This is a genomic window from Enterobacter sp. BNK-16 (assembly GCF_048684955.1).
In the GTDB taxonomy this organism is placed as follows: Bacteria; Pseudomonadota; Gammaproteobacteria; order Enterobacterales; family Enterobacteriaceae; genus Enterobacter; species Enterobacter bugandensis.
This window is the reverse complement of the sequence record NZ_JBLQTQ010000001.1, coordinates 4,642,811-4,667,209: the sequence shown is the minus strand read 5'-3', so window position 1 is coordinate 4,667,209 and position 24,399 is coordinate 4,642,811. Positions and strand designations below refer to the sequence as shown.

Annotated in this window: 21 protein-coding genes; 14 read left to right on the top strand and 7 right to left on the bottom strand. The window is 61.0% G+C overall.

Features of this window, described 5'->3' with window-relative positions:
* Positions 1-49: 49 nt before the first annotated feature.
* Both ACMGGH_RS22385 and ACMGGH_RS22380 read left to right on the top strand, forming a co-directional pair.
* Complete coding sequence (locus ACMGGH_RS22385) at positions 50-1,084, top strand: oxidoreductase (RefSeq protein WP_232948928.1); 1,035 nt, start codon at positions 50-52, stop codon at positions 1,082-1,084.
* Between the two features lie 47 nt (positions 1,085-1,131).
* Positions 1,132-1,353, top strand: coding sequence for a zinc ribbon domain-containing protein (locus ACMGGH_RS22380; protein WP_232948927.1), 222 nt, complete (start codon positions 1,132-1,134; stop codon positions 1,351-1,353).
* On the opposite strand, the gene ACMGGH_RS22375 is transcribed toward ACMGGH_RS22380, so the two are convergent.
* The 3 genes from ACMGGH_RS22375 to xseA are packed head-to-tail and all read right to left on the bottom strand — an operon-like array spanning position 1,350 to position 4,152.
* Positions 1,350-1,700, bottom strand: coding sequence for a protealysin inhibitor emfourin (locus ACMGGH_RS22375; protein ID WP_028014053.1), 351 nt, complete (start codon positions 1,698-1,700; stop codon positions 1,350-1,352). The genes ACMGGH_RS22380 and ACMGGH_RS22375 overlap by 4 nt on opposite strands.
* The gene (locus tag ACMGGH_RS22370) at positions 1,701-2,720 is read right to left on the bottom strand and encodes a M4 family metallopeptidase (RefSeq protein ID WP_028014052.1); all 1,020 of its coding nucleotides are present in this window, start codon (positions 2,718-2,720) and stop codon (positions 1,701-1,703) included.
* A 58-nt stretch (positions 2,721-2,778) separates the two neighbouring features.
* Positions 2,779-4,152: an exodeoxyribonuclease VII large subunit gene (gene xseA, locus ACMGGH_RS22365; RefSeq protein ID WP_232948926.1), complete on the bottom strand. Its 1,374-nt coding sequence runs from the start codon at positions 4,150-4,152 to the stop codon at positions 2,779-2,781.
* A 158-nt stretch (positions 4,153-4,310) separates the two neighbouring features.
* Between xseA and guaB the strand changes: the two genes are divergently transcribed.
* The gene (gene guaB / locus ACMGGH_RS22360; protein ID WP_014884799.1) at positions 4,311-5,777 is read left to right on the top strand and encodes an IMP dehydrogenase; all 1,467 of its coding nucleotides are present in this window, start codon (positions 4,311-4,313) and stop codon (positions 5,775-5,777) included.
* Between the two features lie 66 nt (positions 5,778-5,843).
* Entirely contained in the window at positions 5,844-7,421 is a 1,578-nt protein-coding gene (gene guaA / locus ACMGGH_RS22355) for a glutamine-hydrolyzing GMP synthase (RefSeq protein WP_003860599.1), read from the top strand.
* A 56-nt stretch (positions 7,422-7,477) separates the two neighbouring features.
* On the opposite strand, the gene ACMGGH_RS22350 is transcribed toward guaA, so the two are convergent.
* Positions 7,478-8,308, bottom strand: a complete 831-nt coding sequence (locus ACMGGH_RS22350) for a MurR/RpiR family transcriptional regulator (RefSeq protein ID WP_008502123.1) — start codon at positions 8,306-8,308, stop codon at positions 7,478-7,480.
* Between the two features lie 293 nt (positions 8,309-8,601).
* Between ACMGGH_RS22350 and ACMGGH_RS22345 the strand changes: the two genes are divergently transcribed.
* From ACMGGH_RS22345 to iolB, 10 genes are all read left to right on the top strand, one after another.
* Positions 8,602-10,107, top strand: coding sequence for a CoA-acylating methylmalonate-semialdehyde dehydrogenase (locus ACMGGH_RS22345; protein WP_045630997.1), 1,506 nt, complete (start codon positions 8,602-8,604; stop codon positions 10,105-10,107).
* Positions 10,108-10,118: 11 nt separating this feature from the next.
* Positions 10,119-12,044, top strand: a complete 1,926-nt coding sequence (iolD, locus tag ACMGGH_RS22340; protein WP_232948925.1) for a 3D-(3,5/4)-trihydroxycyclohexane-1,2-dione acylhydrolase (decyclizing) — start codon at positions 10,119-10,121, stop codon at positions 12,042-12,044.
* Positions 12,045-12,344: 300 nt separating this feature from the next.
* Positions 12,345-13,331 (top strand): inositol 2-dehydrogenase, encoded by a 987-nt coding sequence (gene iolG / locus ACMGGH_RS22335; RefSeq protein ID WP_232948924.1) that lies wholly within the window; start codon positions 12,345-12,347, stop codon positions 13,329-13,331.
* A 31-nt stretch (positions 13,332-13,362) separates the two neighbouring features.
* Positions 13,363-14,292: a sugar ABC transporter substrate-binding protein gene (locus tag ACMGGH_RS22330; protein WP_041908742.1), complete on the top strand. Its 930-nt coding sequence runs from the start codon at positions 13,363-13,365 to the stop codon at positions 14,290-14,292.
* 48 nt (positions 14,293-14,340) lie between these two features.
* Positions 14,341-15,888, top strand: a complete 1,548-nt coding sequence (locus ACMGGH_RS22325) for a sugar ABC transporter ATP-binding protein (protein ID WP_048957773.1) — start codon at positions 14,341-14,343, stop codon at positions 15,886-15,888.
* An 11-nt stretch (positions 15,889-15,899) separates the two neighbouring features.
* The gene (locus ACMGGH_RS22320; RefSeq protein WP_028014045.1) at positions 15,900-16,928 is read left to right on the top strand and encodes an ABC transporter permease; all 1,029 of its coding nucleotides are present in this window, start codon (positions 15,900-15,902) and stop codon (positions 16,926-16,928) included.
* Positions 16,929-16,936: 8 nt separating this feature from the next.
* The gene (locus ACMGGH_RS22315) at positions 16,937-18,070 is read left to right on the top strand and encodes a Gfo/Idh/MocA family protein (RefSeq protein ID WP_232948923.1); all 1,134 of its coding nucleotides are present in this window, start codon (positions 16,937-16,939) and stop codon (positions 18,068-18,070) included.
* A gap of 12 nt (positions 18,071-18,082) precedes the next feature.
* Positions 18,083-19,987: a bifunctional 5-dehydro-2-deoxygluconokinase/5-dehydro-2-deoxyphosphogluconate aldolase gene (locus tag ACMGGH_RS22310; protein ID WP_232948922.1), complete on the top strand. Its 1,905-nt coding sequence runs from the start codon at positions 18,083-18,085 to the stop codon at positions 19,985-19,987.
* 11 nt (positions 19,988-19,998) lie between these two features.
* Positions 19,999-20,889 (top strand): myo-inosose-2 dehydratase, encoded by an 891-nt coding sequence (iolE, locus tag ACMGGH_RS22305; RefSeq protein WP_045260203.1) that lies wholly within the window; start codon positions 19,999-20,001, stop codon positions 20,887-20,889.
* 9 nt (positions 20,890-20,898) lie between these two features.
* Positions 20,899-21,723, top strand: a complete 825-nt coding sequence (gene iolB / locus ACMGGH_RS22300) for a 5-deoxy-glucuronate isomerase (protein ID WP_420299206.1) — start codon at positions 20,899-20,901, stop codon at positions 21,721-21,723.
* An 89-nt stretch (positions 21,724-21,812) separates the two neighbouring features.
* Here the strand turns inward: iolB and ACMGGH_RS22295 are convergent, their stop codons facing one another.
* From ACMGGH_RS22295 to ACMGGH_RS22285, 3 genes are read right to left on the bottom strand one after another with little or no spacing between them, the layout of a single operon-like run.
* Positions 21,813-22,556, bottom strand: coding sequence for an alpha/beta fold hydrolase (locus tag ACMGGH_RS22295; RefSeq protein WP_232948920.1), 744 nt, complete (start codon positions 22,554-22,556; stop codon positions 21,813-21,815).
* An 11-nt stretch (positions 22,557-22,567) separates the two neighbouring features.
* Positions 22,568-23,035 carry a DUF6130 family protein gene (locus tag ACMGGH_RS22290; protein WP_232948919.1) on the bottom strand — a complete coding sequence of 156 codons (468 nt, stop codon included), beginning with the start codon at positions 23,033-23,035 and terminating at the stop codon, positions 22,568-22,570.
* Positions 23,036-23,084: 49 nt separating this feature from the next.
* Positions 23,085-24,314 (bottom strand): MFS transporter, encoded by a 1,230-nt coding sequence (locus ACMGGH_RS22285; RefSeq protein ID WP_232948918.1) that lies wholly within the window; start codon positions 24,312-24,314, stop codon positions 23,085-23,087.
* Positions 24,315-24,399: the final 85 nt, after the last annotated feature.

Below are 24,399 nucleotides of genomic sequence, written 5' to 3'. Positions count from 1 at the left end.
TGCCGGGGCAGGCGTTATGCCCCGGCACTGTACTTCCTGAGGTGAAACCATGCAGTTAGGATTTGTTGGTCTTGGTGCGGTAGTGGAAACAGCCTATCTGCCCGCACTACGTAATCTGTTCGATGGCGCTGTTCGTTGTTTCGGCTTTGATGATCTCCCCGCAAAGCACCCTGAAGGCGTTACGCGCTGCGCCTCGCTTGCTGCGCTTTTAGCCACCCCGTTGGATACCCTTTTTATTACCACCGCATCGCTGCACCACCTTGAGGTGCTTGAGCTGGCGATTGCCTCGCCGGTTCCGCGGATTGTGATTGAAAAACCGATTGTCGCCACGCTTTCTCAAATCGAAAAACTCAACGCGCTGCTGGCAACACCCGGCGTGGCGTCCCGCGTGCTGGCGCTCGACCACTGGATGGCGCGCATCGAAACGGTGAAGCGGTCGCTGGTCGGCCATATATCTGACATTGCCAGAATCGAAGGTTTTTTGCAGGAGCCGAGCGGATATAACGCCGCAGGGGAACCCATCGCGCTCAATTTCGCGACCGGAGAACCGGATACCAGAACGCTTCGCCACCCGGACGGCGTGATTCTGGATATCGGAACGCACGTGCTGGCGATGCTGCGTGAAACGCTGCGCTATCTGGGCGGTCAGGACGATATGACGCTGCAGGTGGTAACGGCTAAAGACCGCCTGGGCCACGATATCGCAAAGGGTGACCAGACCACCGCGGAAGGCGAGGCGCACTTGCAGGGAACCATCAGCGGCGTGCCGGTGGATATCTGGCTTAATAAATACGCGGGACCCGCGGGCGGGCAAAAGGGCCTGCGTCTCTATTTACGCGACGGCCGCATTATCAACTACGACCGACGCGGCGCGGAAGATCTGCTGGAGCTAGTTAAAGGTAAGAATATTCAGCGCTGGCATATCCCCGGCACGATCTACGAACGCTGTCTTGCCGGTCATATTCTTGGCGCAAACAGTCTGTTTGAGCGCGATCCACAGGAGGTGAGCCGCACAACGCGCCGCAGGATCGATGAGGTGGCGCTGCTGCTGACCTTGCAGCAACAGTTGCGTGGCCCGCACTGAAGACGTGGTAAAATTATCGCAGACCTGAACGCCCTGAAGGAGACACCATGACCATTACCTGCCCGGATTGCCAGGCACAGCTTGAACCCCTGAACGGGGCGGTGCACTGTGACAGCTGTGATAAAGATATTGCGCTCGAAGCCCGCTGCCCGGAGTGCCATCAGCCACTCCAGGTCTTAAAGGCCTGCGGGGCGGTGGACTATTTCTGCCAGAACGGCCACGGCTTAATTTCTAAAAAGCGCGTGGAGTTTGTTCCGGCCGAAGATTAATCGCAAACGCAGTCTTCGCCTTTTTTCCACAGCTCGACCAGCGACTCGGGCGCTTCCTGCTCAGGTACCAGCACGATGATATCGGCATAGTGCGCCTGATTTTGGCCGGTCCAGATAATCTGGATGCGGAAATAGCGCTGGTCACCGCTGCCGGGTGACGACGTCTGACCCGGCGGCTGACCGCGTGGAAAGGCCTGCTCCAGGATGCTCACCAGGCGCTGGCGCTGGGCCTCATTAAGCGAGGAGAGCGCGATGGTACGCTGGCCGCTTAGCTTAGGAATAAAAGCGACGCCGCCTTCCCGGGCCAGCTCAACCACGGCGTCATCCGTCAGTTCCGGAACCTGCATTTACAGCACTCCCACCTGTTCCCAGGCCTGTTTTATCGCCGCCCCGACGTCGCTACCGGAACGTTTCTCTCCGTGCGCTATCGTCAGTTTTGCGAAGGCATCAAAATCCGCATCCTGCGCCAGATTGCGATCGCAAACCGTGTCGTACCAGGCATAACCGGCTTTTTCCCAGGCATAACCGCCAATCGCCGTCGCGGCCAGGTAAAACGCCCGGTTGGGGATGCCGGAGTTAAGATGGACGCCGCCGTTATCCTCGCGCGTTTTGATGAAATCTTTCATGTGCGCGGGCTGCGGGTCTTTGCCGAGCAGGGGATCGTCGTAGGCGGTGCCGGGTTCAGACATGGAGCGCAGCCCTTTGCCGTTAATGCCCGCAGCCAGCAGCCCTTCACCAATCAACCAGTCTGCTTTATCGGCGGTTTGCTTGAGATGGTACTGTTTCACCAGCGAACCAAACACGTCTGACAGGGACTCATTCAGCGCGCCTGACTGTTCGAAATAGATTAGCCCGGCTTCGGTCTCGGTGACGCCGTGGCTCAGCTCATGCGCCACCACGTCGATGGCAATCGTAAAGCGGTTAAAGATCTCCCCGTCGCCGTCGCCAAACACCATCTGCTGACCGTTCCAGAAGGCGTTCTGATATTCCCGACCGTAATGCACGGTGCCGGTCAAAATCAGCCCCTTATTATCGAGCGAATCGCGCTGATATTCTTTCCAGAAGAAATCATGGGTGATACCCAAATAATCGTACGCCTCGTCCACGGCCACATCGCCATTCGACGGCTGGCCTTCGTAACGCACCTGGGTACCCGGCAGCTCCTGGGTCTGTTTCGCATCGTAGATATCGCGCTCAAGCTGACCGGCTTTATTCACGTGCGGCGCGGCGGGTTTGCCCGGCATATGCGCCATCAGCGTCTGGACGTGGGTTAAGGTCTGACGGGCATAGCGCTGCTGCGGTTCGGAACCGCTTTCGATAATACGACGAAGAATATAAGGGGGAATAACGCTACGAAGATGGGACATGCTGCTCTCCTTATTAAAAAAGGGAATAGCAGCAGTATAGTAAGTAACCGGCGAAGAATTATCCGGTTTTGCGCTGACGCGTCTTTTTCACCGGTTTAATTGATTTCACTTCGCTTTCCACCCAGCCGTCAGACAGGCGGGTGGTAAGAACGTCACCGGTGTTCACCTGCTTGGTTTGCTTCAGCACTTTGCCGTCCGCTGCTGTCGTTACGCTATAGCCGCGCGCCAGCGTGGAGAGGGGGCTGACGGCTTCCAGATGGGTCACCGCGTTGCCAAAACGCTCACGTGTGGTGCTCAGGCGCGCCCGGAGAGTCTCCGCCAGCCGATATTCCAGCTGCTGAATGCGCGTTTGCGCACGATAGATTTTCGGCTGCGGATTCTGCTGGTTCAGGCGCTGGGTCACACGCTGTTGGCGCGTCACCGCGCGCTTAAGCTGATTATCAAGCGCAAAGTTCATGCGCTGACGCAGGCGTTCCAGCACGGTCTGCTGACGCGCCAGACGAAGCTGCGGGTGCTGCTGCTGAAGACGGTGATGAAGCTGGGTAAAGCGGCGGGTACGGTTGGCAAGGAAGTAGTCCATCGCCATCTCAAGACGCTGCTGGCCGTTCTGAAGCTGACGCAGCAGCTCCAGCTGATTACGGCTCACCACTTCCGCCGCCGCGGACGGCGTAGGCGCACGCAGATCCGCAACAAAATCCGCGATTGTCACGTCCGTTTCATGCCCGACGGCGCTCACCACGGGGATCTCGCTTGCAAAGATTGCCCGCGCCACGCGCTCGTCGTTAAAGCTCCACAGGTCTTCCAGCGAGCCGCCGCCGCGCCCGACGATCAACACGTCACACTCCTTACGCGCATTTGCCAGTTCAATGGCGCGTACAATCTGGCCTGGCGCATCGTCACCCTGAACGGCGGTCGGGTAGATAATGACGGGCAGGGAAGGATCGCGACGCTTCAGTACGTGCAAAATGTCGTGCAGGGCGGCACCGGTTTTCGAGGTGATGACACCCACGCTGTGGGCAGGTGAGGGCAGCGGCTTTTTGAACTGTTGGTCGAAAAGTCCCTCTTCGGAGAGCTTCGTCTTTAACTGTTCATACTTTTGCTGCAGCAGACCTTCGCCCGCGGGCTGCATGCTTTCAACGATGATTTGATAATCGCCGCGCGGCTCATACAGGGTGATATTAGCGCGAACCAGAACCTGCTGGCCGTGCTGCGGACGGAACGTCACGCGACGGTTGCTGTTGCGGAACATCGCGCAGCGCACCTGGGCGGTATCGTCTTTTAAGGTAAAGTACCAGTGTCCGGAAGACGGCTGCGTGAAGTTAGAGATTTCACCGCTGATCCAGACCTGCCCCATTTCCTGCTCAAGCAGCAAACGCACCGTCTGATTAAGGCGGCTGACAGTATAAATTGAGGGGGATTGAGAGGATAACATGTGAGCGGGATCAAATTCTAAATCAGCAAGTTATTCAGTCGATAGTAACCTGCTGAGAGGCATTCGCAAGCATTTTTTCAAAAAAGTGTAGATGCAATCGGTTACGCTCTGTATAATGCCACGGCAATATTTAACCACCCAGGTCAGAGATATTGCCCATGCTACGTATCGCTAAAGAAGCACTGACGTTTGACGACGTCCTCCTCGTTCCCGCTCATTCCACCGTTCTGCCGAATACTGCCGACCTCAGCACGCAGTTGACGAAAACCATTCGTCTGAACATTCCTATGCTCTCCGCGGCAATGGACACCGTGACTGAAGCGCGCCTGGCTATCGCCCTGGCACAGGAAGGCGGCATTGGCTTTATCCACAAAAACATGTCTATCGAGCGTCAGGCGGAAGAAGTTCGCCGCGTGAAGAAGCATGAGTCCGGCATCGTGTCCGACCCTCAGACCGTTCTGCCAACCACTACCCTGCACGAAGTGAAAGCCCTGACCGAACGTAACGGCTTTGCCGGCTACCCGGTAGTGACCGAAGACAATGAACTGGTGGGCATCATCACCGGTCGTGACGTGCGCTTCGTGACTGACCTGAACCAGCCTGTCAGCGTCTATATGACGCCAAAAGAGCGTCTGGTGACCGTCCGCGAAGGCGAAACTCGCGACGTGGTACTGGCGAAAATGCACGAAAAACGCGTTGAGAAAGCGCTGGTTGTGGATGCGAACTTCCACCTGCGCGGCATGATCACCGTTAAAGATTTCCAGAAAGCAGAACGTAAACCGAACGCCTGTAAAGACGAGCATGGCCGTCTGCGCGTCGGTGCTGCGGTTGGCGCGGGTGCAGGTAACGAAGAGCGCGTTGACGCGCTGGTGGCGGCGGGCGTTGACGTCCTGCTGATTGACTCCTCCCACGGTCACTCCGAAGGTGTGCTGCAGCGTATTCGCGACACCCGTGCGAAATATCCTGACCTGCAGATCATCGGCGGCAACGTGGCGACCGGCGCAGGCGCTCGCGCGCTGGCTGACGCCGGCTGCAGCGCGGTGAAAGTGGGTATCGGCCCTGGCTCTATCTGTACCACCCGTATCGTGACCGGCGTGGGCGTTCCGCAGATCACCGCGGTTTCTGACGCGGTTGAAGCGCTGGAAGGCACCGGTATTCCGGTTATCGCTGACGGCGGTATCCGCTTCTCTGGCGACATCGCTAAAGCCATCGCCGCGGGCGCTGCTGCCGTAATGGTTGGCTCCATGCTCGCTGGTACCGAAGAATCCCCGGGCGAAATCGAACTCTACCAGGGCCGTTCTTACAAATCTTACCGTGGGATGGGCTCCCTGGGCGCGATGTCCAAAGGTTCCTCTGACCGTTACTTCCAGACCGATAACGCTGCTGACAAACTGGTACCGGAAGGTATCGAAGGCCGCGTGGCCTATAAAGGCCGTCTGAAAGAGATCATTCACCAGCAGATGGGCGGCCTGCGTTCCTGTATGGGGCTGACCGGCTGTGGTACCATTGACCTGCTGCGTACCAAAGCGGAATTCGTACGTATCAGCGGTGCGGGTATCCAGGAGAGCCACGTTCACGACGTGACGATCACCAAAGAGTCCCCGAACTACCGTCTGGGCTCCTGATAAGTTTCCGCGCCCGGCTTCTGCCGGGCGCTTTGTTTTGTTTCACTTGCCTCGGAATTAGCGTCAATGACGGAAAACATTCATAAACATCGCATTCTCATCCTGGACTTCGGTTCTCAGTACACTCAGCTGGTGGCGCGTCGCGTACGTGAACTGGGCGTTTACTGTGAGCTGTGGGCGTGGGATGTCACGGAAGCACAGATTCGCGAATTCAATCCAAGCGGCATCATCCTGTCCGGCGGCCCTGAAAGCACCACCGAAGAGAACAGCCCGCGCGCGCCGCAGTACGTGTTCGAAGCGGGCGTACCGGTATTCGGCGTTTGCTACGGCATGCAGACCATGGCGATGCAGCTGGGCGGCCACGTAGAAGGCTCTAACGAGCGCGAGTTCGGCTACGCGCAGGTTGAAGTCGTCACCGACAGCGCGCTGGTGCGCGGTATCGAAGACTCCCTGACCGCAGACGGCAAGCCGCTGCTGGACGTGTGGATGAGCCACGGCGACAAAGTCACCGCCATCCCGTCCGACTTCGTGACCGTTGCCAGCACCGAAAGCTGCCCGTTCGCCATCATGGCGAACGAAGAAAAACGCTTCTACGGCGTGCAGTTCCACCCGGAAGTGACCCACACCCGTCAGGGTATGCGCATGCTGGAGCGCTTCGTGCGTGACATCTGCCAGTGTGAAGCCCTGTGGACCCCGGCAAAAATCATCGACGACGCCGTTGAGCGTATCCGCCAGCAGGTTGGCGATGACAAAGTGATCCTCGGCCTCTCCGGCGGCGTGGACTCCTCCGTCACCGCGATGCTGCTGCACCGCGCCATCGGCAAAAACCTGACCTGCGTCTTCGTGGACAACGGTCTGCTGCGTCTGAACGAAGCGAAGCAGGTCATGGACATGTTCGGCGACCACTTCGGTCTGAACATCGTTCACGTAGAAGGCGAGCAGCGCTTCCTGGACGCGCTGAAAGGCGAGAACGATCCGGAAGCGAAACGTAAGATCATCGGCCGCGTGTTCGTGGAAGTGTTCGACGAAGAAGCGCTGAAGCTGGAAGACGTGAAGTGGCTGGCGCAGGGTACCATCTATCCGGACGTGATCGAGTCTGCGGCATCCGCCACCGGTAAAGCGCACGTCATCAAATCTCACCACAACGTGGGCGGCCTGCCGAAAGAGATGAAGATGGGTCTGGTTGAACCGCTGCGCGAGCTGTTCAAAGACGAAGTGCGTAAAATCGGTCTGGAACTGGGTCTGCCGTACGACATGCTCTACCGTCACCCGTTCCCGGGTCCGGGTCTGGGCGTGCGCGTGCTGGGCGAAGTGAAGAAAGAGTACTGCGACCTGCTGCGTCGCGCGGACGCGATCTTCATCGAAGAGCTGCACAAAGCTGACCTGTACAACAAGGTAAGCCAGGCGTTCACCGTGTTCCTGCCGGTTCGCTCCGTCGGGGTAATGGGCGATGGCCGTAAGTACGACTGGGTTGTTTCCCTGCGTGCGGTGGAAACCATCGACTTCATGACCGCGCACTGGGCGCACCTGCCGTATGACTTCTTAGGCCGCGTATCTAACCGCATCATCAACGAAGTGAACGGTATTTCCCGCGTGGTGTATGACATCAGCGGTAAGCCACCGGCTACGATTGAGTGGGAATGATTTCCCTCTGAATTAACACCCAAACCCTCTGCCTGCGCAGGGGGTTTTTTATTGCCTTATTTCCCTTCACCCAACCTATACGCCAGCGCCACCACCAGCGACTGCACCAGGCACAGCGTCGCCGACTGAGACCGGAACGCATCCACCTGCGCCTCCTTCACCACAAAGCAGAGATCGCTGAACGTTGCCAGCGGGCTTATCTGGCTGTCCGTAATCACGATCTGCCGGGCGCCGACGCTGGCGGCGGTTTCGCTGACCATCACCGTCTCTTCCGCATATGGCGAGAAGCTGATCGATACCACGATGTCGCGCGCCTTAATGCGGCTGATTTGCTCGCGCAGCATCCCGCCCATGCCGTCGAGCAGGATAGGGCGGCACTCCAGGTGGCTCAGGGCGTAGGTAAGGTAGGCAGCGACGCTAAACGAGCGGCGCAGTCCGGCGATGTAGATAGTGTCGGCGTCGGCCAGCAGCTGTACCGCGCGCTCCAGCATTTCCGGCTCGGCGCGGGCGGCCAGCTGCTGCAGCGCCTGCGCGTTCGAGCGGGCGAACTCCTGCAGAATATCGAGCGGCGTTTCCGGCACGGCCTCGCTCTCCATTTCACGGAACAGCCGCGCGCGGTCGCTGTAGCTGGCAGTTTCCTCCACCAGGTTCATGCGAAACAGCTGTTTCATTTCGTTGAAGCCGGTGAAGTCAAAGGCGTTGGCAAAGCGGATCAGCGTCGAAGGCGGCACGTCGGCGCGCTCGGCAATGACGGCAACCGTATCAAAGGCCACGCTGTTGGTGTTATCCAGCACGTAGCGGGAGACCTGCTGCAGCCTCTTGCTCAGGCTATCGTAGCGATCGCGGATTTGCTGCTGCAGTTCGTTCAGGCTGGTAGCTGTCGTCATGTTATCCCCCAAATACAGTCTGATGATTCTAAACGCAAAACCGCGTCTTTTAAATGTCGGCCATCCATCTGGCAGCAAAAATGAAACAGAAGCTTCAGTCATTTCCTCGCCCGAAATCCCTTAATAGCGCACGCAGCGTCAGTGTTGCTGGCTGTTAACATAAAAATCCATCCTTGATCACAATAATCATCATTTATTTTATTTCAACTTAAAATGGAATATTTGTTTCATATATAGTGTCCAGTACACAGCGTTTCAGGTAACAGTCACGTATCAACAGCGAGAGGTTAAGGATGGAGACGGTAGCGAATTTTATTCACGGCGAATGTGTCACCGGTTCAGGCCAGCGCGTTCAGGCGATCTTCAACCCGGCCACCGGCGAGCAGATCCGCCAGGTGGTGATGAGTACGGCACAGGAAACGGAGCAGGCGATTGCCGCCGCGCAGCAGGCGTTTCCCGCGTGGGCGCGCCAGGCTCCGCTTAAGCGCGCGCGCGTGATGTTTCGCTTCAAGGCGCTGCTGGAAGAGAACATGACGCGCCTGGCCCGCATCATCAGCGAAGAGCACGGCAAGGTCTTCTCCGACGCGGTGGGCGAACTGACCCGCGGCCTGGAAGTGGTGGAATTTGCCTGCGGTATCCCGCATCTGCAAAAGGGTGAACACTCTGCGAACGTCGGTACCGGCGTCGACAGCCACTCGCTGATGCAGCCGCTCGGCGTCTGCGCCGGGATCACGCCGTTTAACTTCCCGGCGATGGTGCCGATGTGGATGTTCCCCATTGCGCTGGCGACCGGGAATACCTTCGTGCTGAAGCCGTCGGAAAAAGACCCTTCTCTCGCGCTCGCGCTGGCGCAGCTGCTAAAAGAGGCAGGCTTGCCGGACGGCGTCTTCAACGTGGTGCAGGGGGATAAAGAGTCCGTTGACGTGCTCCTGACCGACCCGCGCGTGCAGGCGGTGAGCTTTGTCGGCTCCACGCCGATTGCCGAATACATTTACCAGACCGCCTCCGCCCACGGTAAGCGCTGTCAGGCGCTGGGCGGCGCGAAAAACCACTGCATTTTAATGCCGGATGCCGACATGGAGATGGCGACCAACGCCATCATGGGCGCGGCGTACGGCGCGGCGGGGGAACGCTGCATGGCGCTCTCGGTGGTGCTGGCGGTGGGGGATAAAACCGCCGATGACCTCTGCACCCGGCTGGAAAAACAGATTGAAGCGCTACGCGTCGGGCCGGGGCTGGACCAGACACCGGAAAACGAAATGGGGCCGCTTATCTCCTCCGCGCACCGCAGCAAGGTGCTGGGCTATATCGACAGCGGGGAAGCGCAGGGGGCGAAACTGCGCGTGGACGGGCGCGGCTTCAGCGTGAAGGGCCACGAGCAGGGCTACTTCGTCGGGCCGACGCTGTTCGATAACGTCACACCGGAGATGACCATCTATAAAGAAGAGATTTTTGGCCCGGTGCTTTCTGTGGTGCGCGTAGCAGATTACGCCAGCGCGGTGGACCTCATTAACCGCCATGAATATGGTAATGGCTCGGCGATCTTCACCCGTGACGGCGGCTGCGCGCGCCGCTTCTGCGAAGAGGTGCAGGCGGGCATGGTGGGGGTCAACGTGCCGATCCCGGTGCCGATGGCATTCCACAGTTTCGGTGGCTGGAAGCGTTCCATCTTTGGCGCGCTCAACGTGCACGGCAACGACGGCGTGCGTTTCTACACCCGAATGAAAACCATCACCGCGCGCTGGCCGGAAATGCAGCAGGAGACAGGCGCTGCGTTCTCCATGCCGACGCTGGGCTGACAGGAGGCATTATGCAAACCGAACGTATGACCATGGCCCAGGCGCTGGTCCGGTTCCTGAATCAACAGTACGTCAGCGTTGACGGCAACGAAACGCCCTTTGTGGAGGGCGTGGCGACGATCTTTGGGCACGGCAACGTGCTGGGTATTGGCCAGGCGCTGGAGCAGGATCCCGGTCATCTGAAAATCATGCAGGGGTGCAACGAGCAGGGCATCGCCCACATGGCGACGGGATTCGCCAAACAGCACCGCCGCCAGCGCATTTTTGCCGTCACCTCCTCGGTCGGGCCGGGCGCCGCCAATATGGTCACGGCGGCGGCCACCGCCACGGCGAACCGCATCCCGCTTTTACTGCTGCCGGGCGATATCTACGCCAGCCGCCAGCCGGACCCGGTGCTGCAGCAGATCGAGCAGTATCACGATCTCAGCATCAGCACCAACGACTGCTTCCGTCCGGTTTCCCGCTACTGGGACCGCATCAACCGCCCCGAACAGCTCATGAGCGCCATGCTAAGCGCGATGCGAACGCTTACTGACCCCGCAGATACCGGAGCGGTGACCCTCTGTCTGCCGCAGGACGTGCAGGGGGAAGCGTGGGACTACCCGCTAAGCTTCTTCGCGCGTCGGGTGCACCACATCGAACGCCGTCCGCCCGATCCGCAGCGACTGGCGCAGGCGCGGGCGCTGATCGCCCGCAAGCGCCGTCCGCTGGTGGTGTGCGGCGGCGGCGTGCGCTACTCCGGCGCGCATGAGGCGTTTCGCGAATTTGTCGAGACGCTGCAGCTGCCGTTTGCCGAAACGCAGGCCGGGAAGGGGGCGCTGGTAAGTGACCACCCACTTAACCTCGGCGGCGTAGGGGTGACGGGCGGAATGGCCGCCAACCAGCTCGCGCCACAGGCTGACTTAGTGATTGGTGTCGGCACGCGCCTGACCGACTTTACCACCGGCTCCAAGGCGCTCTTTTCCCATCCGGACGTCGAATTCCTGCTGCTGAACGTGGCCGAGTTTGACGCCCTGAAGCTGGACGCCACCGCGCTGATTGCCGATGCCCAAACCGGGCTCCAGGCCTTAACCCACGCGCTCGGCGATTACCGCAGCGGCTGGGGAGAGGCGATCGCCCAGGCGAAATCCGCGTGGCGCGATGAGTGCCGCCGCCTGTGGGATCGCCAGTGGCATCCGGACGACGCGCCCGAAGTGGCGGGGCATTTGGACGCGCAGCTGGCGGAATACGGCGAGACGCTCAACACCCGCCTGACCCAGACGCGGGTGCTGGGGCTGATCAATCAGCATGTGGAAGATAACGCCATCGTGGTGGGCGCGGCCGGTTCGCTGCCGGGAGATTTACAGCGCCTCTGGCAGGTCAAAACGCCGGACAGCTATCACCTGGAGTACGGCTACTCCTGCATGGGCTACGAGATTGCGGCGGCCATCGGCGCGAAGCTCGCCCGACCCGGGCAGCCGGTTTACGCCATGGTGGGGGATGGCTCCTACATGATGCTGCACTCCGAGCTGCAAACCGCCGTACAGGAGGGCATTAAGGTCACCGTTCTGCTGTTTGATAACGCCAGCTTCGGCTGCATTAACAACCTGCAGATGGGTCACGGGATGGGCAGCTTCGGCACGGAAAATCGCCATCGCAACCCGGAAACCGGGCGGCTTGACGGGCCGCTGGTGAAAGTCGATTTTGCGCAAAACGCGGAAAGCTACGGTTGCCGCGCGTGGCGGGTGAACGACGAGCAGAGCCTGCTGGCGGCGCTTGAGGCGTCACGCGCCCACCCGGGCCCGACGCTGCTGGACATCAAGGTATTGCCGAAGACCATGACCCATGACTACGCCTCGTGGTGGCGAACCGGTGACGCGCAGGTGGCAGAGTCGTCTGCCGTGCGTGAGGCCGCGGAGCAAACGCTGGCGCAGGTGAAAAAAGCCCGTCAGTATTGAGTTTTCCTGTCTTAACGAAATTTTCATTTCATTTTCCCCTCACCCTAACCCTCTCCCAAAAGTGGAGAGGGGATGGGGTGGTGCACTCTTTTCTCCCTCGCTCCTTTGGGGAGAGGGCCGGGGTGAGGGGTGAGCAGTACCTTCTTTCATGTTGTGAGATTGATAACAAAAATTATCTCATACATCTCAAAAGTGTTAACCCGCACTCAAAAACATAATTTTCACTATTTATAAAAATGAAATAAATGTTTTATTTATAGGGTCGTTAGTTTACAGCATTCACCAACACCGGGAGCCGTTATGTTTAACATTGCTTTACTGGGCGCTGGCCGAATTGGCCAGGTACATGCAGCTAACATCGCCAGCCACGGCGCGACCACGCTCTGGTCCGTGGTTGACCCGAATCAGGAATTTGCCACCCGTCTCGCCGCACACTATCAGGCCCGCCAGCAGAGCGTGAGTGAGGCGATGACCGACCCTAACGTTCACGCCGTGCTGATCGCCTCCGCCACCGACACCCACGCGGATCTGATTGAAATGGCCGCCCGCCACGGCAAGGCTATCTTCTGCGAAAAGCCGGTACACCTCGACCTCGCCCGCGTGCGCGACTGCCTGAAAGTGGTTAAAGAGTACGACGTGCCGCTGTTCATCGGCTTTAACCGCCGCTTTGACCCGCAGTTCCGCCGCGTGAAAACCGATGCTCAGGCCGGGCGCATCGGCAAGCCGGAATCGTTGCTGATCATCTCCCGCGACCCGTCTCCGCCGCCCGCGGAGTACGTGCGCGTCTCCGGCGGCATGTTCCGCGATATGACCATTCACGACTTCGACATGGCCCGTTTCATCATGGGCGAAGAGCCGGTGTCGGTGTATGCCCAGGGCAGTAACCTGGTGGATCCGGCGATTGGCGAGGCGGGGGATATCGATACCGCGTTTATCGTTCTGAAATATGCCTCCGGCGCGATGGCGACCATCGTCAACAGCCGCCGCTCCTCTTACGGTTACGACCAGCGCCTGGAGCTGCACGGCTCCGAAGGGCTGCTGTGCGCCGGCAATATTCTGGAAAACCAGGTGCAGCACTACGGCAAACAGGGCTGCACCAGCGCGCTGCCGGAACATTTCTTCCTGCAGCGCTACAAATCCGCTTACGCCGCGGAATGGGAACACTTTGTTGCGGTCCTGCGCGGCGAAGCGGTGCCTGACTGCAGCGGCGATGATGGTGAACGTGCGCTGTACCTCGCGGATAAAGCGCTGGAGTCGCTGCGTAGCCAGCGCGAGATCGTCCTCTAAACACAACAACCCTACACAGAGAGACATAATAATGAAAAAACTGATCTTAGCCGCCCTCATCGCCATGACGTCCGGGGCCGCCCTCGCCGAAAACGAGCAGATTGTTTTCAGTACGCCAAACCTGGCCATGCCGTTTGAGGTTCACATGCAGCGCACGGCGGTGAAAGCCGCGAAAGAGATGGGCGTGAAGCTTCAGGTACTGGACGGGCAGGGCAGTTCACCGAAGCAGGTGGCTGACCTGGAAAACGCCATCACCCGCGGGGCGCAGGGCTTTATCGTCTCCCCGAACGACGTGAACGCGGTCTCCAGCGCGGTGGATGAAATTCAGGATGCGAAGCTGCCGGTGGTCACCCTAGACCGCTCCGTCGACAGCCAGAAGAAAGTGCCTCACTTTGGCGCCAACAACTACAAAGGCGGCCAGGCGATTGGCGACTTCGTTAAAACCAAATTCCCCGACGGGGCAGAGATCATCCTGCTCACCGGCCAGCCGGGCTCCTCCTCCAATATTGAACGCACCAAAGGGATCCGCGACAGCCTGAAGGCGGGCGGGGATAAGTACAAGATCGTCGCCGATCAGACCGGCAACTGGATGCGTTCTGAAGGGATGCGCATCGTCGAAAGCGTTCTGCCTTCGCTACCGAAACGCCCGCAGGTGATCCTCTCCGCCAACGACGATATGGCGCTGGGCGCGATTGAAGCCCTGCAGAGCCAGGGCGTGAAGCCGGGTGAAATCCTCGTGACCGGTTTTGATGCGGTGCCGGAAGCGCTGGCCCGCGTGCGCGACGGCTGGCTGGCGGTAACGGCGGATCAGCGTCCGGGCTTTGCGGTGCAGACGGCGATGAGCCAACTGGTGGCCAACGTGCGCGAGAAGAAAGCCATCACCGGGGCCGACTACCCGCCAACGCTTATCACCAAAGAGAACCTGCAGCAGGCTGAGCGTATCGGTGAGGCCGGTAACTGATATGTCCCGAGCCGCCTCTGGCGGCTCAACATGAGGAGGAGCAGACCGATGTCGCAACCCTTACTGAAAGTGACCGACCTGGCAAAAAGCTTTTCCGGCGTCTGGGCGCTAAGCAGCGCCCAGTTGACCGTCGGCGCGGGGGAGATCCACGCCCTGCTGGGGGAAAACGGAGCGGGAAAATCCACGCTGCTGAAGGCGCTTGCGGGCGCGCAGCCGCAAACCCGCGGGGATATCTGGTTCAACGGCGAAATGCTGCCGGTGGACGACTCCCCGGTGGAACGGCAGAACAAGGGCATTATCACCATCTATCAGGAATTCAACCTGCTGCCCAACATGACCGTCGCGGAAAACATGTTTCTCGGGCGCGAGCCGCGTAAACGGAACCTGATCGTCGACGAAAAGGCGGTCAATCAGGAGGCGCAGGTCATTCTCGATTACCTGCAGCTAAACGTTGCGCCGACCACGCCGGTCGCCCGTCTGAGCGTCGCCCAGCAGCAGATGGTGGAGATCGCCAGGGCGCTGACCCTCAACGCTCGCCTGATCATCATGGACGAACCTTCCGCCGCGCTGAGCGACAGCGAGGTGGAAAGCCTGCACCGCGTGGTGCGGGAGCTTAAAAACCGCGGCGTGAGCATTATTTACGTAACCCACCGCCTGCACGAAGTTTTCCAGCTCTGCGATCGCTTCACCGTATTTCAGGACGGCCGCTTCACCGGCACCGGCGCGGTGGCGGAGACCAACGTCGAACAGCTGATCCGCCTGATGGTCGGGCGCGACGTGGCCTTTAACCGTCGCCCTGCCAGCGAAACCCATCATCAAGACAAACCTGTCCGCCTGGCGGTGAAGGGGCTGAGCCGCGAAAAGCCGCCGCTGGATCCGCACGGCATCGCCCTGCACGACATCAGCTTCCACGTCCACGCCGGGGAAGTTCTGGGCATTGCCGGGCTGGTGGGCGCGGGACGCACCGAGGTGGCCCGCTGCCTGTTTGGCGCAGACGCCTTTACCTCCGGGAGCTTTGAGCTGGACGGCGTGCCGTACCAGCCGCGCGACCCGCTGTATGCCCTCGACCAGGGCGTGGCGCTGGTGCCCGAAGACCGTAAAAAAGAGGGGGCGGTGCTCGGGCTGTCGATTCGCGACAACCTGTCGCTCTCGTGCCTCTCCTCGCTGCTGCAGTGGCGCTGGTTCGTGAACACCCGCAAAGAGGACGATCTGATTGAGTCCTACCGGCAGGCCCTGCAGATCAAAATGGTCAACAGCGCGCAGGAGGTGCGCAAGCTCTCCGGCGGTAACCAGCAGAAGGTGATCCTCGCGCGCTGCATGGCGCTCAACCCGCGGGTGCTGATCGTCGATGAGCCGACGCGAGGCATTGACGTGGGGACCAAATCGGAAGTGCACCAGGTGCTGTTTGACATGGCGAAAAAGGGCGTGGCGGTGATCGTGATCTCCTCCGATCTGCCTGAAGTGATGGCGGTGTCTGACCGGATCATCACCCTCAGCGAAGGCCGGGTGACCGGCGAGATCCACGGTGACGACGCTAACGAAGAACGGCTGATGACGATGATGGCCATCAACCACAACGCCCTGAACGCGGCATAACGGAGTTTCTCATGACGCAGATGATTTCTAAAACGCAGGCCCCGGTCAAACGCGCCGGACGCATCGATCCCATCGCCTTCTTCGAGCGCTTCGGGGTGCTGATTTTCATGATCCTGCTGCTGATCTTCTTCCAGTCGCAGAACAGTAACTTTTTCTCTGAACGCAACATTTTCAACATCCTGACCGAGGTGTCCATCTACGGGATCATGGCCGTGGGGATGACCTTCGTCATTCTGACCGCCGGGATCGACCTCTCCGTGGGCTCCATTCTGGCGGTGTGCGCCATGACCGCGGCGTACGTCATTAAGGGCGACAACTTCACCACCGTCGACCCGAACGCCTGGGGTGGCATGAGCTGGCTGATCGGGCTGGGGATTTGTCTGGCGATGGGCACGGCGATTGGCTTCCTGCACGGTCTGGGCGTCACCCGCCTGCGCCTGCCGCCGTTTATCGTCACCCTCGGCGGGATGACCATCTGGCGCGGCCTGACGCTGGTGATCAACGACGGCGCGCCGATTGCCGGTTTTGATCCTGGCTACCGTTGGTGGGGGCGCGGGGAGTTGCTCGGCATCTCCATTCCGATCTGGATCTTCGCCATCGTCGCCGTCGGCGGCTATCTGGCGCTGCATAAAACCCGCTGGGGCCGCTTCGTCTACGCCATCGGCGGCAACCCGGAGGCGGCGCGCCTGGCGGGGGTTAACGTCAAGCGCGTGCTCGTCAGCGTCTACGTGCTGATCGGCTGTCTGGCCGGGCTGGCGGGCTTCATCCTGAGCGCGCGTCTGGGGAGCGCCGAGGCGGTGGCCGGGATCTCCTTTGAGCTGCGCGTTATCGCCTCGGTGGTGATTGGCGGCACCTCGCTGATGGGCGGCTACGGGCGCATCGGCGGCACCATTATCGGCTCCATCATTATGGGCATTCTGATTAACGGCCTGGTGCTGATGAACGTCTCGGCTTACTACCAGCAGATTATCACCGGGTTAATTATCGTTCTGGCGGTGGCGTTTGATACCTACGCCAAGAGCCGTCGCGGCGCACTGTGAGGATCGTGATGAAAGAGGTTCGTATTGGATTGATTGGCACCGGGTATATCGGCAAGGCGCACGCTATCGCCTATGCACAGGCCCCGACGGTGTTCAACCTGCGCGGCAGGCTGGTGCGCGAGATGGTGGCGGAAGTCACGCCGGAGCTGGCGGCAGAGCGCGCCCGGGCGTTTGGCTTTAACCGTTCAACGGGAGACTGGCGGGCGCTGGTGGCCGACCCGGCCATTGACGTGGTGGATATTTGCTCACCCAACCACCTGCATAAAGAGATGGCGCTGGAGGCGATCCGCCACGGCAAGCACGTCTACTCGGAGAAGCCGCTGGCGCTTAACGCCCACGACGCGCGCGAGATGGTCGACGCCGCGAAGCGGGCCGGGGTGAAAACGCTGGTGGGGTTCAACTACATGAAGAACCCGACGGCGCAGCTGGCGAAGGAGATTATCGCCCGCGGCGAGATTGGCGATGTGATCCACTTCTACGGCACCCACAACGAAGACTACATGGCCGACCCGCTGTCGCCCATCCACTGGCACTGCTTTAAAGAGACCGCCGGGCTGGGCGCGCTGGGCGACCTTGCGGCGCATATCGTCAATATGGCTCAGTACCTGGTGGGCGATATCGAGCAGGTCTGCGGCGATCTGAAGATCGTGGTCCCGGCGCGCCCGGCGAAGGCCGGATCGTCAGAGATGATTGCGGTGGAAAACGAGGATCAGGCCCACGCGATGGTGCGCTTCGCGGGCGGGGCGCAGGGGGTCATTGAAACCTCCCGCGTCGCCTGCGGCCGCAAGATGGGGCTCTCGTACGTGATCACCGGGACGAAGGGCGCCATCAGCTTCACCCAGGAGCGCATGGCGGAGCTAAAGCTCTATCTGCATGACGATCCGGTGAACCGTCAGGGGTTCCGCACGCTGCTCGTCGGCCCGGCGCACCCGGACTACGCCGCGTTCTGCATGGGCGCAGGCCACGGAATTGGCTTTAACGATCAAAAAACGGTGGAGGTGCGCGACCTGGTGGACGGGATTGCCGCCGACGCGCCGATGTGGCCGGACTTCGAAGAGGGCTGGAAGGTGTCGCGCGTGCTGGACGCGATTGCGCTCTCGCACCGGGAAGGCCGCTGGCTGAACGTGAACGACATTGTCTGATGAGGTATCAACGTGGAAAAGCAGTTTGATGTGATATGCATGGGCCGCGTGGCGGTAGACCTCTACAGTCAGCAGATTGGTGCCCGCCTGGAGGACGTGTCGAGCTTCGCCAAATACCTTGGCGGATCCTCCGGCAACGTGGCGTACGGCACCGCGCGCCAGGGCCTGCGCTCGTCGATGCTGGCGCGCGTCGGCGATGAACATATGGGCCGCTTCCTGCGCGAAGAGCTCAACCAGGTAGGCTGCGATACCAGCCATCTGATTACCGATAAAGAGCGCCTCACGGCGCTGGTGCTACTCGGCATTAAAGACCGGGACACCTTTCCTCTGATTTTTTATCGCGATAACTGCGCGGATATGGCGATTACCGCCAGCGATGTGGATGAAAGCTACATTGCCTCCGCACGTTGTCTTGCCATCACCGGGACCCACCTTTCTCATCCGCAGACCCGCGAGGCGGTGCTGACGGCGCTGGGCTATGCCCGCCGTCACGGCGTGCGCACGGTGCTGGACATCGACTACCGTCCGGTGCTGTGGGGGCTCACCTCCTTAGGCGACGGCGAAACGCGCTTTATCGCCGCCGACCAGGTCACCCGCGAGCTGCAGGAGGTACTGCACCTTTTCGACGTCATTGTCGGCACCGAAGAGGAGTTCCACATTGCGGGCGGCAGCACGGATACGCTGCAGGCGCTGGGGCAGGTGCGCGCCGTGAGTCACGCAACGCTGGTCTGCAAGCGCGGCGCGCTGGGCTGCTCGGTCTATACCGACGCCATTCCGTCCCGGCTGGACGACGGCCTGACGGTGACCGGCGTGCGCGTGGAGGTGCTGAACGTTCTCGGGGCGGGGGACGCGTTTATGTCCGGCCTGCTGCGCGGCTACCTGAACGACGAGGGCTGGGAGCAGGCGTGCCGCTACGCCAACGCCTGCGGCGCGCTGGTGGTCTCGCGCCACGGCTGCGCCCCGGCGATGCCGAGCAAAATCGAGCTGGATGACTATCTCTCCCGCGCTGCGGTTGTGCCGCGCCCGGATCTTGACCCGCGTCTTAACCATCTCCACCGGGTGACCACCCGCCGCCGCGAATGGCCGGAGCTGTGCGTGATGGCCTTCGATCACCGCAGCCAGCTCGAGGATATGGCGATGCAGTGCGGCGCGTCGCTTAAGCGCATTCCGGCGCTGAAGCAGCTGATCCTGCAGGCCAGCCGCGAGGCGGCGAGCCGCGCCGGGCTTGAGGGCAAAGCCGGCCTGCTGTGTGACGGCACCTTTGGTCAGGACGCGCTGAACGCGATCACCGGGGAAGGGTGGTGGATTGGTCGCCCCATTGAGCTGCCGGGCTCCCGCCCGCTGGAGATGGAGCACGGCAATATCGGCACCCAGCTTATCAGCTGGCCGCAGGAGCACGTGGTGAAGTGCCTGGTCTTCTTCCACCCGGAAGACGCCCATGGCCTGCGCCTGGAGCAGGAGCAGAAAATCGCTGAGGTGTACCACGCCTGCTGCCGGTCCGGGCACGAGCTGCTGCTGGAGGTGATCCTGCCCGCCAGCATGCCGCGCAGCGACGAGCTCTACCTGCGCGCCATTTCCCGCTTCTACAACCTGGGCATTTACCCGGACTGGTGGAAGCTGCCGCCGCTTTCCGCCGACGGCTGGACGGCGCTCGGCGAGATTATCGAACGCCGGGACCCGCACTGCCGCGGGGTGGTGATCCTCGGTCTGGACGCGCCGGCGGAACAGCTGCGCGCGGGCTTCAAGGCCGCAGCGGGGCAGCCGCTGGTTAAAGGCTTCGCCGTGGGGCGCACGCTGTTTGGCGACGCCTCCCGCGCGTGGCTGAAGCACGATATTGACGATGCGCAGCTGGTGGCGCGCATCCGGGACAACTACCTGCAGCTTATCGCCTGGTGGCGCAAGCGCGGACACGCATAATGGAGATAACAATGAGTGTGCAATTAGGCATTAACCCGCTGACGTGGACTAACGACGATCTGCCTTCCCTCGGCGCGGAAACCTCGCTGGAGACCTGCCTGAGCGAAGGGAAAGAGGCCGGTTTTGCTGGCTTTGAGCTGGGCAACAAATTTCCGCGTGAAGCGCGCCTGCTTGGCCCGATTTTGCAGCGCCACGACCTGCAGCTGGTCTCCGGCTGGTACTCCGGCCGCCTGCTGGAGCGCAGCGTGGAGGAGGAGATCGCCGCCGTGCAGCCGCACCTGACGCTGCTGCGCGAGCTGGGGGCGAAGGTGCTGGTGTTTGCGGAAGTGAGCGGCTGCATTCACGGCGAGCAGCAGACCCCGGTGCATCTGCGTCCGCGCTTCCCTCAGGCGCGCTGGAAGGAGTACGGCGAGAAGCTCACCGAATTTGCCCGCTATACGCAGCAGCAGGGAGTCCAGATTGCTTACCATCATCATATGGGCACGGTGATTGAGTCCGCCGACGACGTGGACAACCTGATGACCCACACCGGAGAGGCGGTGGGACTGCTGCTGGACACCGGTCACCTGACCTTTGCCGGGGCCGATCCGCTGGCGGTGGCGCAGCGCTGGGCGTCGCGCATCAACCACGTTCACTGCAAAGACGTGCGCGCCGACGTGCTGGCGGACGTGAAAAACCGCAAAACCAGCTTCCTCGATGCGGTGCTGAGCGGCGTGTTTACCGTGCCGGGCGACGGCTGCGTCGATTACCCGCCGATCATGAGTCTGCTGAAGGCGCAGGACTATCGCGGCTGGCTGGTGGTGGAGGCCGAGCAGGATCCGGCGATTGCCCATCCGCTGACCTACGCTCGTCTGGGGTATAACAACCTGAGCCGCCTGGCGCGCGACGCCGGGCTTATTTGAGGAGGTGACATGTCACGTCTGTTATCACGCTGGCAGCAGCCGAACGCGGAGGGGCGCACTCAGTCCGTCACCCCGGAACGCGCAGGGTGGGGGTACGTCGGGTTTGAGGCGTATGAGCTGCAGGAGGGGCAGACGCTGACGCTGCCCGCCGTCAGGGAAGAACGCTGCCTGGTGCTGGTCGCCGGGCGCGCCTCTATCACCACTCCTTCCGCGCAGTTTAACGATATCGGCGAGCGGATGAGCCCCTTCGAGCGCATCAAACCGTGGGCGGTATACGTCACCCCGCAGGAGACGGTGCAGGTGAAGGCGCTGACGGCGCTGGAGCTGGCGATCTGCGCCGCGCCGGGCAAGGGCTCGTACCCGACGCGGCTGATTGCCCCGCAGGATATCGACGCTGAAGCGCGCGGCAAGGGGCACAACCAGCGCTACGTGCACAACATCCTGCCGGAAGACAAGCCCGCCGACAGCCTGCTGGTGGTGGAGGTCTGGACTAACGAGGGCTGTACCAGCTCGTACCCGAGCCACAAGCATGACACGGATAACCCGCCGCAGGAGACCTACCTGGAGGAGACCTACTATCATCGCCTCAACCCGGAGCAGGGGTTCTGCATGCAGCGCGTCTACACCGAAGACAGAACGCTGGATGAGTGTATGGCGGTCTACAACCGTGACGTGGTGATGGTGCCGAAGGGGTATCATCCGGTGGCGACGATGGCCGGGTATGACAGCTACTACCTCAACGTGATGGCCGGTCCGGTGCGCAAATGGATGTTCACCTGGGAAGAGGACCACGCGTGGATTAATCGCGATTATCCCGCAGAGAGGGGGGGCTGAGACGGCCTTTCTTGTCGGGTGGCGCTGCGCTTACCCGGCCTACGAAATCGTAGGTTCGTGCAAGCGTAGCGCCGCCGGGCGAATTGTCCTCAGTGCGTCCGCCTCGCCTGCTCAATCGTCCGGGCGATGGCCTCCGGCTGACTCACCATCGACACGTGGCTCGCGGCCACCTCGGTGGTTTTCGCATGTATTGCCTTCGCCATCGCACGTTCCAGGTCGGGGTTGATCATCCGGTCATGCTTGCTGACCACAAACCAGCTCGGTTTATCATGCCACGCCGCGTGAGTCACCTTTTCACCAAACGCATCGGCCTTAATGGGCCCCTGCGTGGCCGCGATAGCGTTTTGTTCACCCGGCTTCACGTCAGGCGCGAAGTCCTTCCTGACGGCCTCCGTCGGCAGGTATAAATAGCCGTCCGCCGTTTTAGCGATGCCCGCGCTACCCGGCGGCGGAGGGAAGCTACCTGCCAGATCCGCCGTCGACTGGCCGGAATCCGGCGCGAACGCCGCCACATAGACCAGCGATTTTACCCGTGCATCGTTGCCCGCCTCGCTAATCACGGTGCCGCCCCAGGAGTGGCCTACCAGCACCACGTCGCCGTGCGCCCGGACGATGGCCCGTTTTGTGGCGGCAACATCATCCTTAAGCGAGGTGAGCGGGAGCTGGACGGCAATGACCTCTGCGTGCTGTTTCTGCAGAAGGGTTATCACCTTATTCCAGCTGCTGCCGTCGGCAAACGCGCCGTGCACCAGCACGACGCTGGTTTTATTTTCCGCGAAGGCGCTGGCAGAAAGCGCCAGCAGACCCGCCGTCAGTACAGAAAGTGCTTTCATGTTCAGACTCCTTAAAAATGGTGGATCGCCGCGTGGGGCGGGACGGTGAATTCAATGGTTTTGTGGTCGAGTGGCTTGTGCGTCGGGCCAGCCAGGATGATCGTTACCTTGTGCTTGCCGGCGGGCAGCCCCACCAGGATCACCGGCTCGCCGCTGGCGTCAGCCCAGTGCCACGGCGCGCCGTCCACCACCACGTGAATGTGCCCGATGCGCGGGGTCACCTTGAGCGCCTCGGGGCCGAATACCGGCTCGATGCGCAGGTTTTCGGCCCGGTACTGAATAAACACCGCGCCTTTGCTCAGCGGGCCCGGGAGCGGGGGATCGACGATCAGCCTGGCGGGCGGCTGCGGGTGTTCCAGCGGCGCAACGGCGGCAGGGCCGTTAACGTCCGCGGCGCTCAGGTTGTCCAGCGGCGTGGCCTGGGCATGTGTTACAGAGGCCAGGACGAGCAGGGGTAAAATTGCGTAACGACGAATCATGGTTCTCTCCTCATCAGTTCTGAATGACGACAGGGAAAGAAAACCATTTTTATGTATCGGAGATATTTGCCGGAGGGGGCGTTTTGTACCCGTTTGTCAGCGCGTCGCGCGGGATACAGTGCGATACAGTTTGCCTCCCGGGATGGCGCACGATCGCTATCGCCAGCCCGGCAATCACCAGCGTTAACCCCGTCGACACTCCCATTGCACCCGCGAGCCCCAGCGTTTTGTTCAGCCACGCATAGGCAAACGGTGCGGCTGCGGCCATCAGCTGGCCCGGGATAAGCAGCATGCCCGTGCGGCGGGCATAGCTTTCCGTGCTAAACAGCTCCAGTGGCAGCGTGGCTTTTACTATGGTGACCAGCCCGTTGATGGCGCCGTAGCCCAGCACAAACCCGGCCGCGCACCACGCAAAGAGGGGGCTGCTCATCCCCAGAATAAAGCAGAGCGGCAAGGCGAGGGCGGTAAAAAGCGTAAGTTTGAAGGGGGTTAAGCGGCCACCTGCCAGCACCTCCAGCGAGCGCGCGCCCGTCTGGCCGATCCCCCACAGCATGCCGATGGCGACCGGCAGGCCAAAGTGGGCAATAAACTCCGGCAGATGGGTGGAGGTGCCGTTAGAGACAAAGGTGATAAGGGCGATGAAGGCCGCATAAAGCCAGGCGTTACGCCGCTCGTTGCGCAGGGGCGGCGCGATGGCCTTTGTGTTTTCCATCAGCCGCTGCCGGGGAAGCGTGCGGATCAGCACTGCGCTCAGCAGGCCAAGCAGGGCATAAATGCGTAACGCGTCCTGCCAGCTCATGATGTGAAGCAGGCAATCGCCCAGCGGCCAGAAGACGGCAGACGCCAGCCCGCCCATCAGCGTAATACGTGAGATCGTCCCGCGTGCCTGCTGACCATATAGATTAACCAGCGCGGCGAACAGTGCGTCATACAGCGACAGACGCATCCCGATGCCGCACAGTAGCCAGGCGCCGTACCAGCCAGACAGCGTCCGGGTATACGCCATACCGGCGCAGCTTGCGGCAATCAGCAGCGTTCCGCCCATTACCACTTTCTGTCCGCCAAAGCGTGCCAGCAGACGGGCGACGAAAGGGGAGACCGCGGCCATCACCAGCATCGCCAGCGTCAGGCCGAGGTAAATCTGCGGTGACGACCATCCCCGGTCGGCTGAAATGGTCCGCGCAAAGGTGCCGGGCAGATAAAACGAGATCCCCCAGTTGATAAGCTGATTACATCCGGCAGTAAGGGCAAGGCGACGAGGCAGGGCAGGTGTTTCCATTGTTTTTCATTCCGTTATGCAGTTGTCCTGAGCATAGCGAGCGCGGTATTGTGCTGGCAGGCCTGCAACCTTATGCGCTGTATAA

Bases quoted from the DNA above. Each gene is read 5' to 3' on its own strand.
- ACMGGH_RS22385 (WP_232948928.1), top strand. From the start codon at position 50: ATGCAGTTAGGATTTGTTGGTCTTGGTGCGGTAGTGGAAACAGCCTAT.
- ACMGGH_RS22380 (WP_232948927.1), top strand. From the start codon at position 1,132: ATGACCATTACCTGCCCGGATTGCCAGGCACAGCTTGAACCCCTGAAC.
- ACMGGH_RS22375 (WP_028014053.1), bottom strand. From the start codon at position 1,700: ATGCAGGTTCCGGAACTGACGGATGACGCCGTGGTTGAGCTGGCCCGG.
- ACMGGH_RS22370 (WP_028014052.1), bottom strand. From the start codon at position 2,720: ATGTCCCATCTTCGTAGCGTTATTCCCCCTTATATTCTTCGTCGTATT.
- xseA (WP_232948926.1), bottom strand. From the start codon at position 4,152: ATGTTATCCTCTCAATCCCCCTCAATTTATACTGTCAGCCGCCTTAAT.
- guaB (WP_014884799.1), top strand. From the start codon at position 4,311: ATGCTACGTATCGCTAAAGAAGCACTGACGTTTGACGACGTCCTCCTC.
- guaA (WP_003860599.1), top strand. From the start codon at position 5,844: ATGACGGAAAACATTCATAAACATCGCATTCTCATCCTGGACTTCGGT.
- ACMGGH_RS22350 (WP_008502123.1), bottom strand. From the start codon at position 8,308: ATGACGACAGCTACCAGCCTGAACGAACTGCAGCAGCAAATCCGCGAT.
- ACMGGH_RS22345 (WP_045630997.1), top strand. From the start codon at position 8,602: ATGGAGACGGTAGCGAATTTTATTCACGGCGAATGTGTCACCGGTTCA.
- iolD (WP_232948925.1), top strand. From the start codon at position 10,119: ATGCAAACCGAACGTATGACCATGGCCCAGGCGCTGGTCCGGTTCCTG.
- iolG (WP_232948924.1), top strand. From the start codon at position 12,345: ATGTTTAACATTGCTTTACTGGGCGCTGGCCGAATTGGCCAGGTACAT.
- ACMGGH_RS22330 (WP_041908742.1), top strand. From the start codon at position 13,363: ATGAAAAAACTGATCTTAGCCGCCCTCATCGCCATGACGTCCGGGGCC.
- ACMGGH_RS22325 (WP_048957773.1), top strand. From the start codon at position 14,341: ATGTCGCAACCCTTACTGAAAGTGACCGACCTGGCAAAAAGCTTTTCC.
- ACMGGH_RS22320 (WP_028014045.1), top strand. From the start codon at position 15,900: ATGACGCAGATGATTTCTAAAACGCAGGCCCCGGTCAAACGCGCCGGA.
- ACMGGH_RS22315 (WP_232948923.1), top strand. From the start codon at position 16,937: ATGAAAGAGGTTCGTATTGGATTGATTGGCACCGGGTATATCGGCAAG.
- iolE (WP_045260203.1), top strand. From the start codon at position 19,999: ATGAGTGTGCAATTAGGCATTAACCCGCTGACGTGGACTAACGACGAT.
- iolB (WP_420299206.1), top strand. From the start codon at position 20,899: ATGTCACGTCTGTTATCACGCTGGCAGCAGCCGAACGCGGAGGGGCGC.
- ACMGGH_RS22295 (WP_232948920.1), bottom strand. From the start codon at position 22,556: ATGAAAGCACTTTCTGTACTGACGGCGGGTCTGCTGGCGCTTTCTGCC.
- ACMGGH_RS22290 (WP_232948919.1), bottom strand. From the start codon at position 23,035: ATGATTCGTCGTTACGCAATTTTACCCCTGCTCGTCCTGGCCTCTGTA.
- ACMGGH_RS22285 (WP_232948918.1), bottom strand. From the start codon at position 24,314: ATGGAAACACCTGCCCTGCCTCGTCGCCTTGCCCTTACTGCCGGATGT.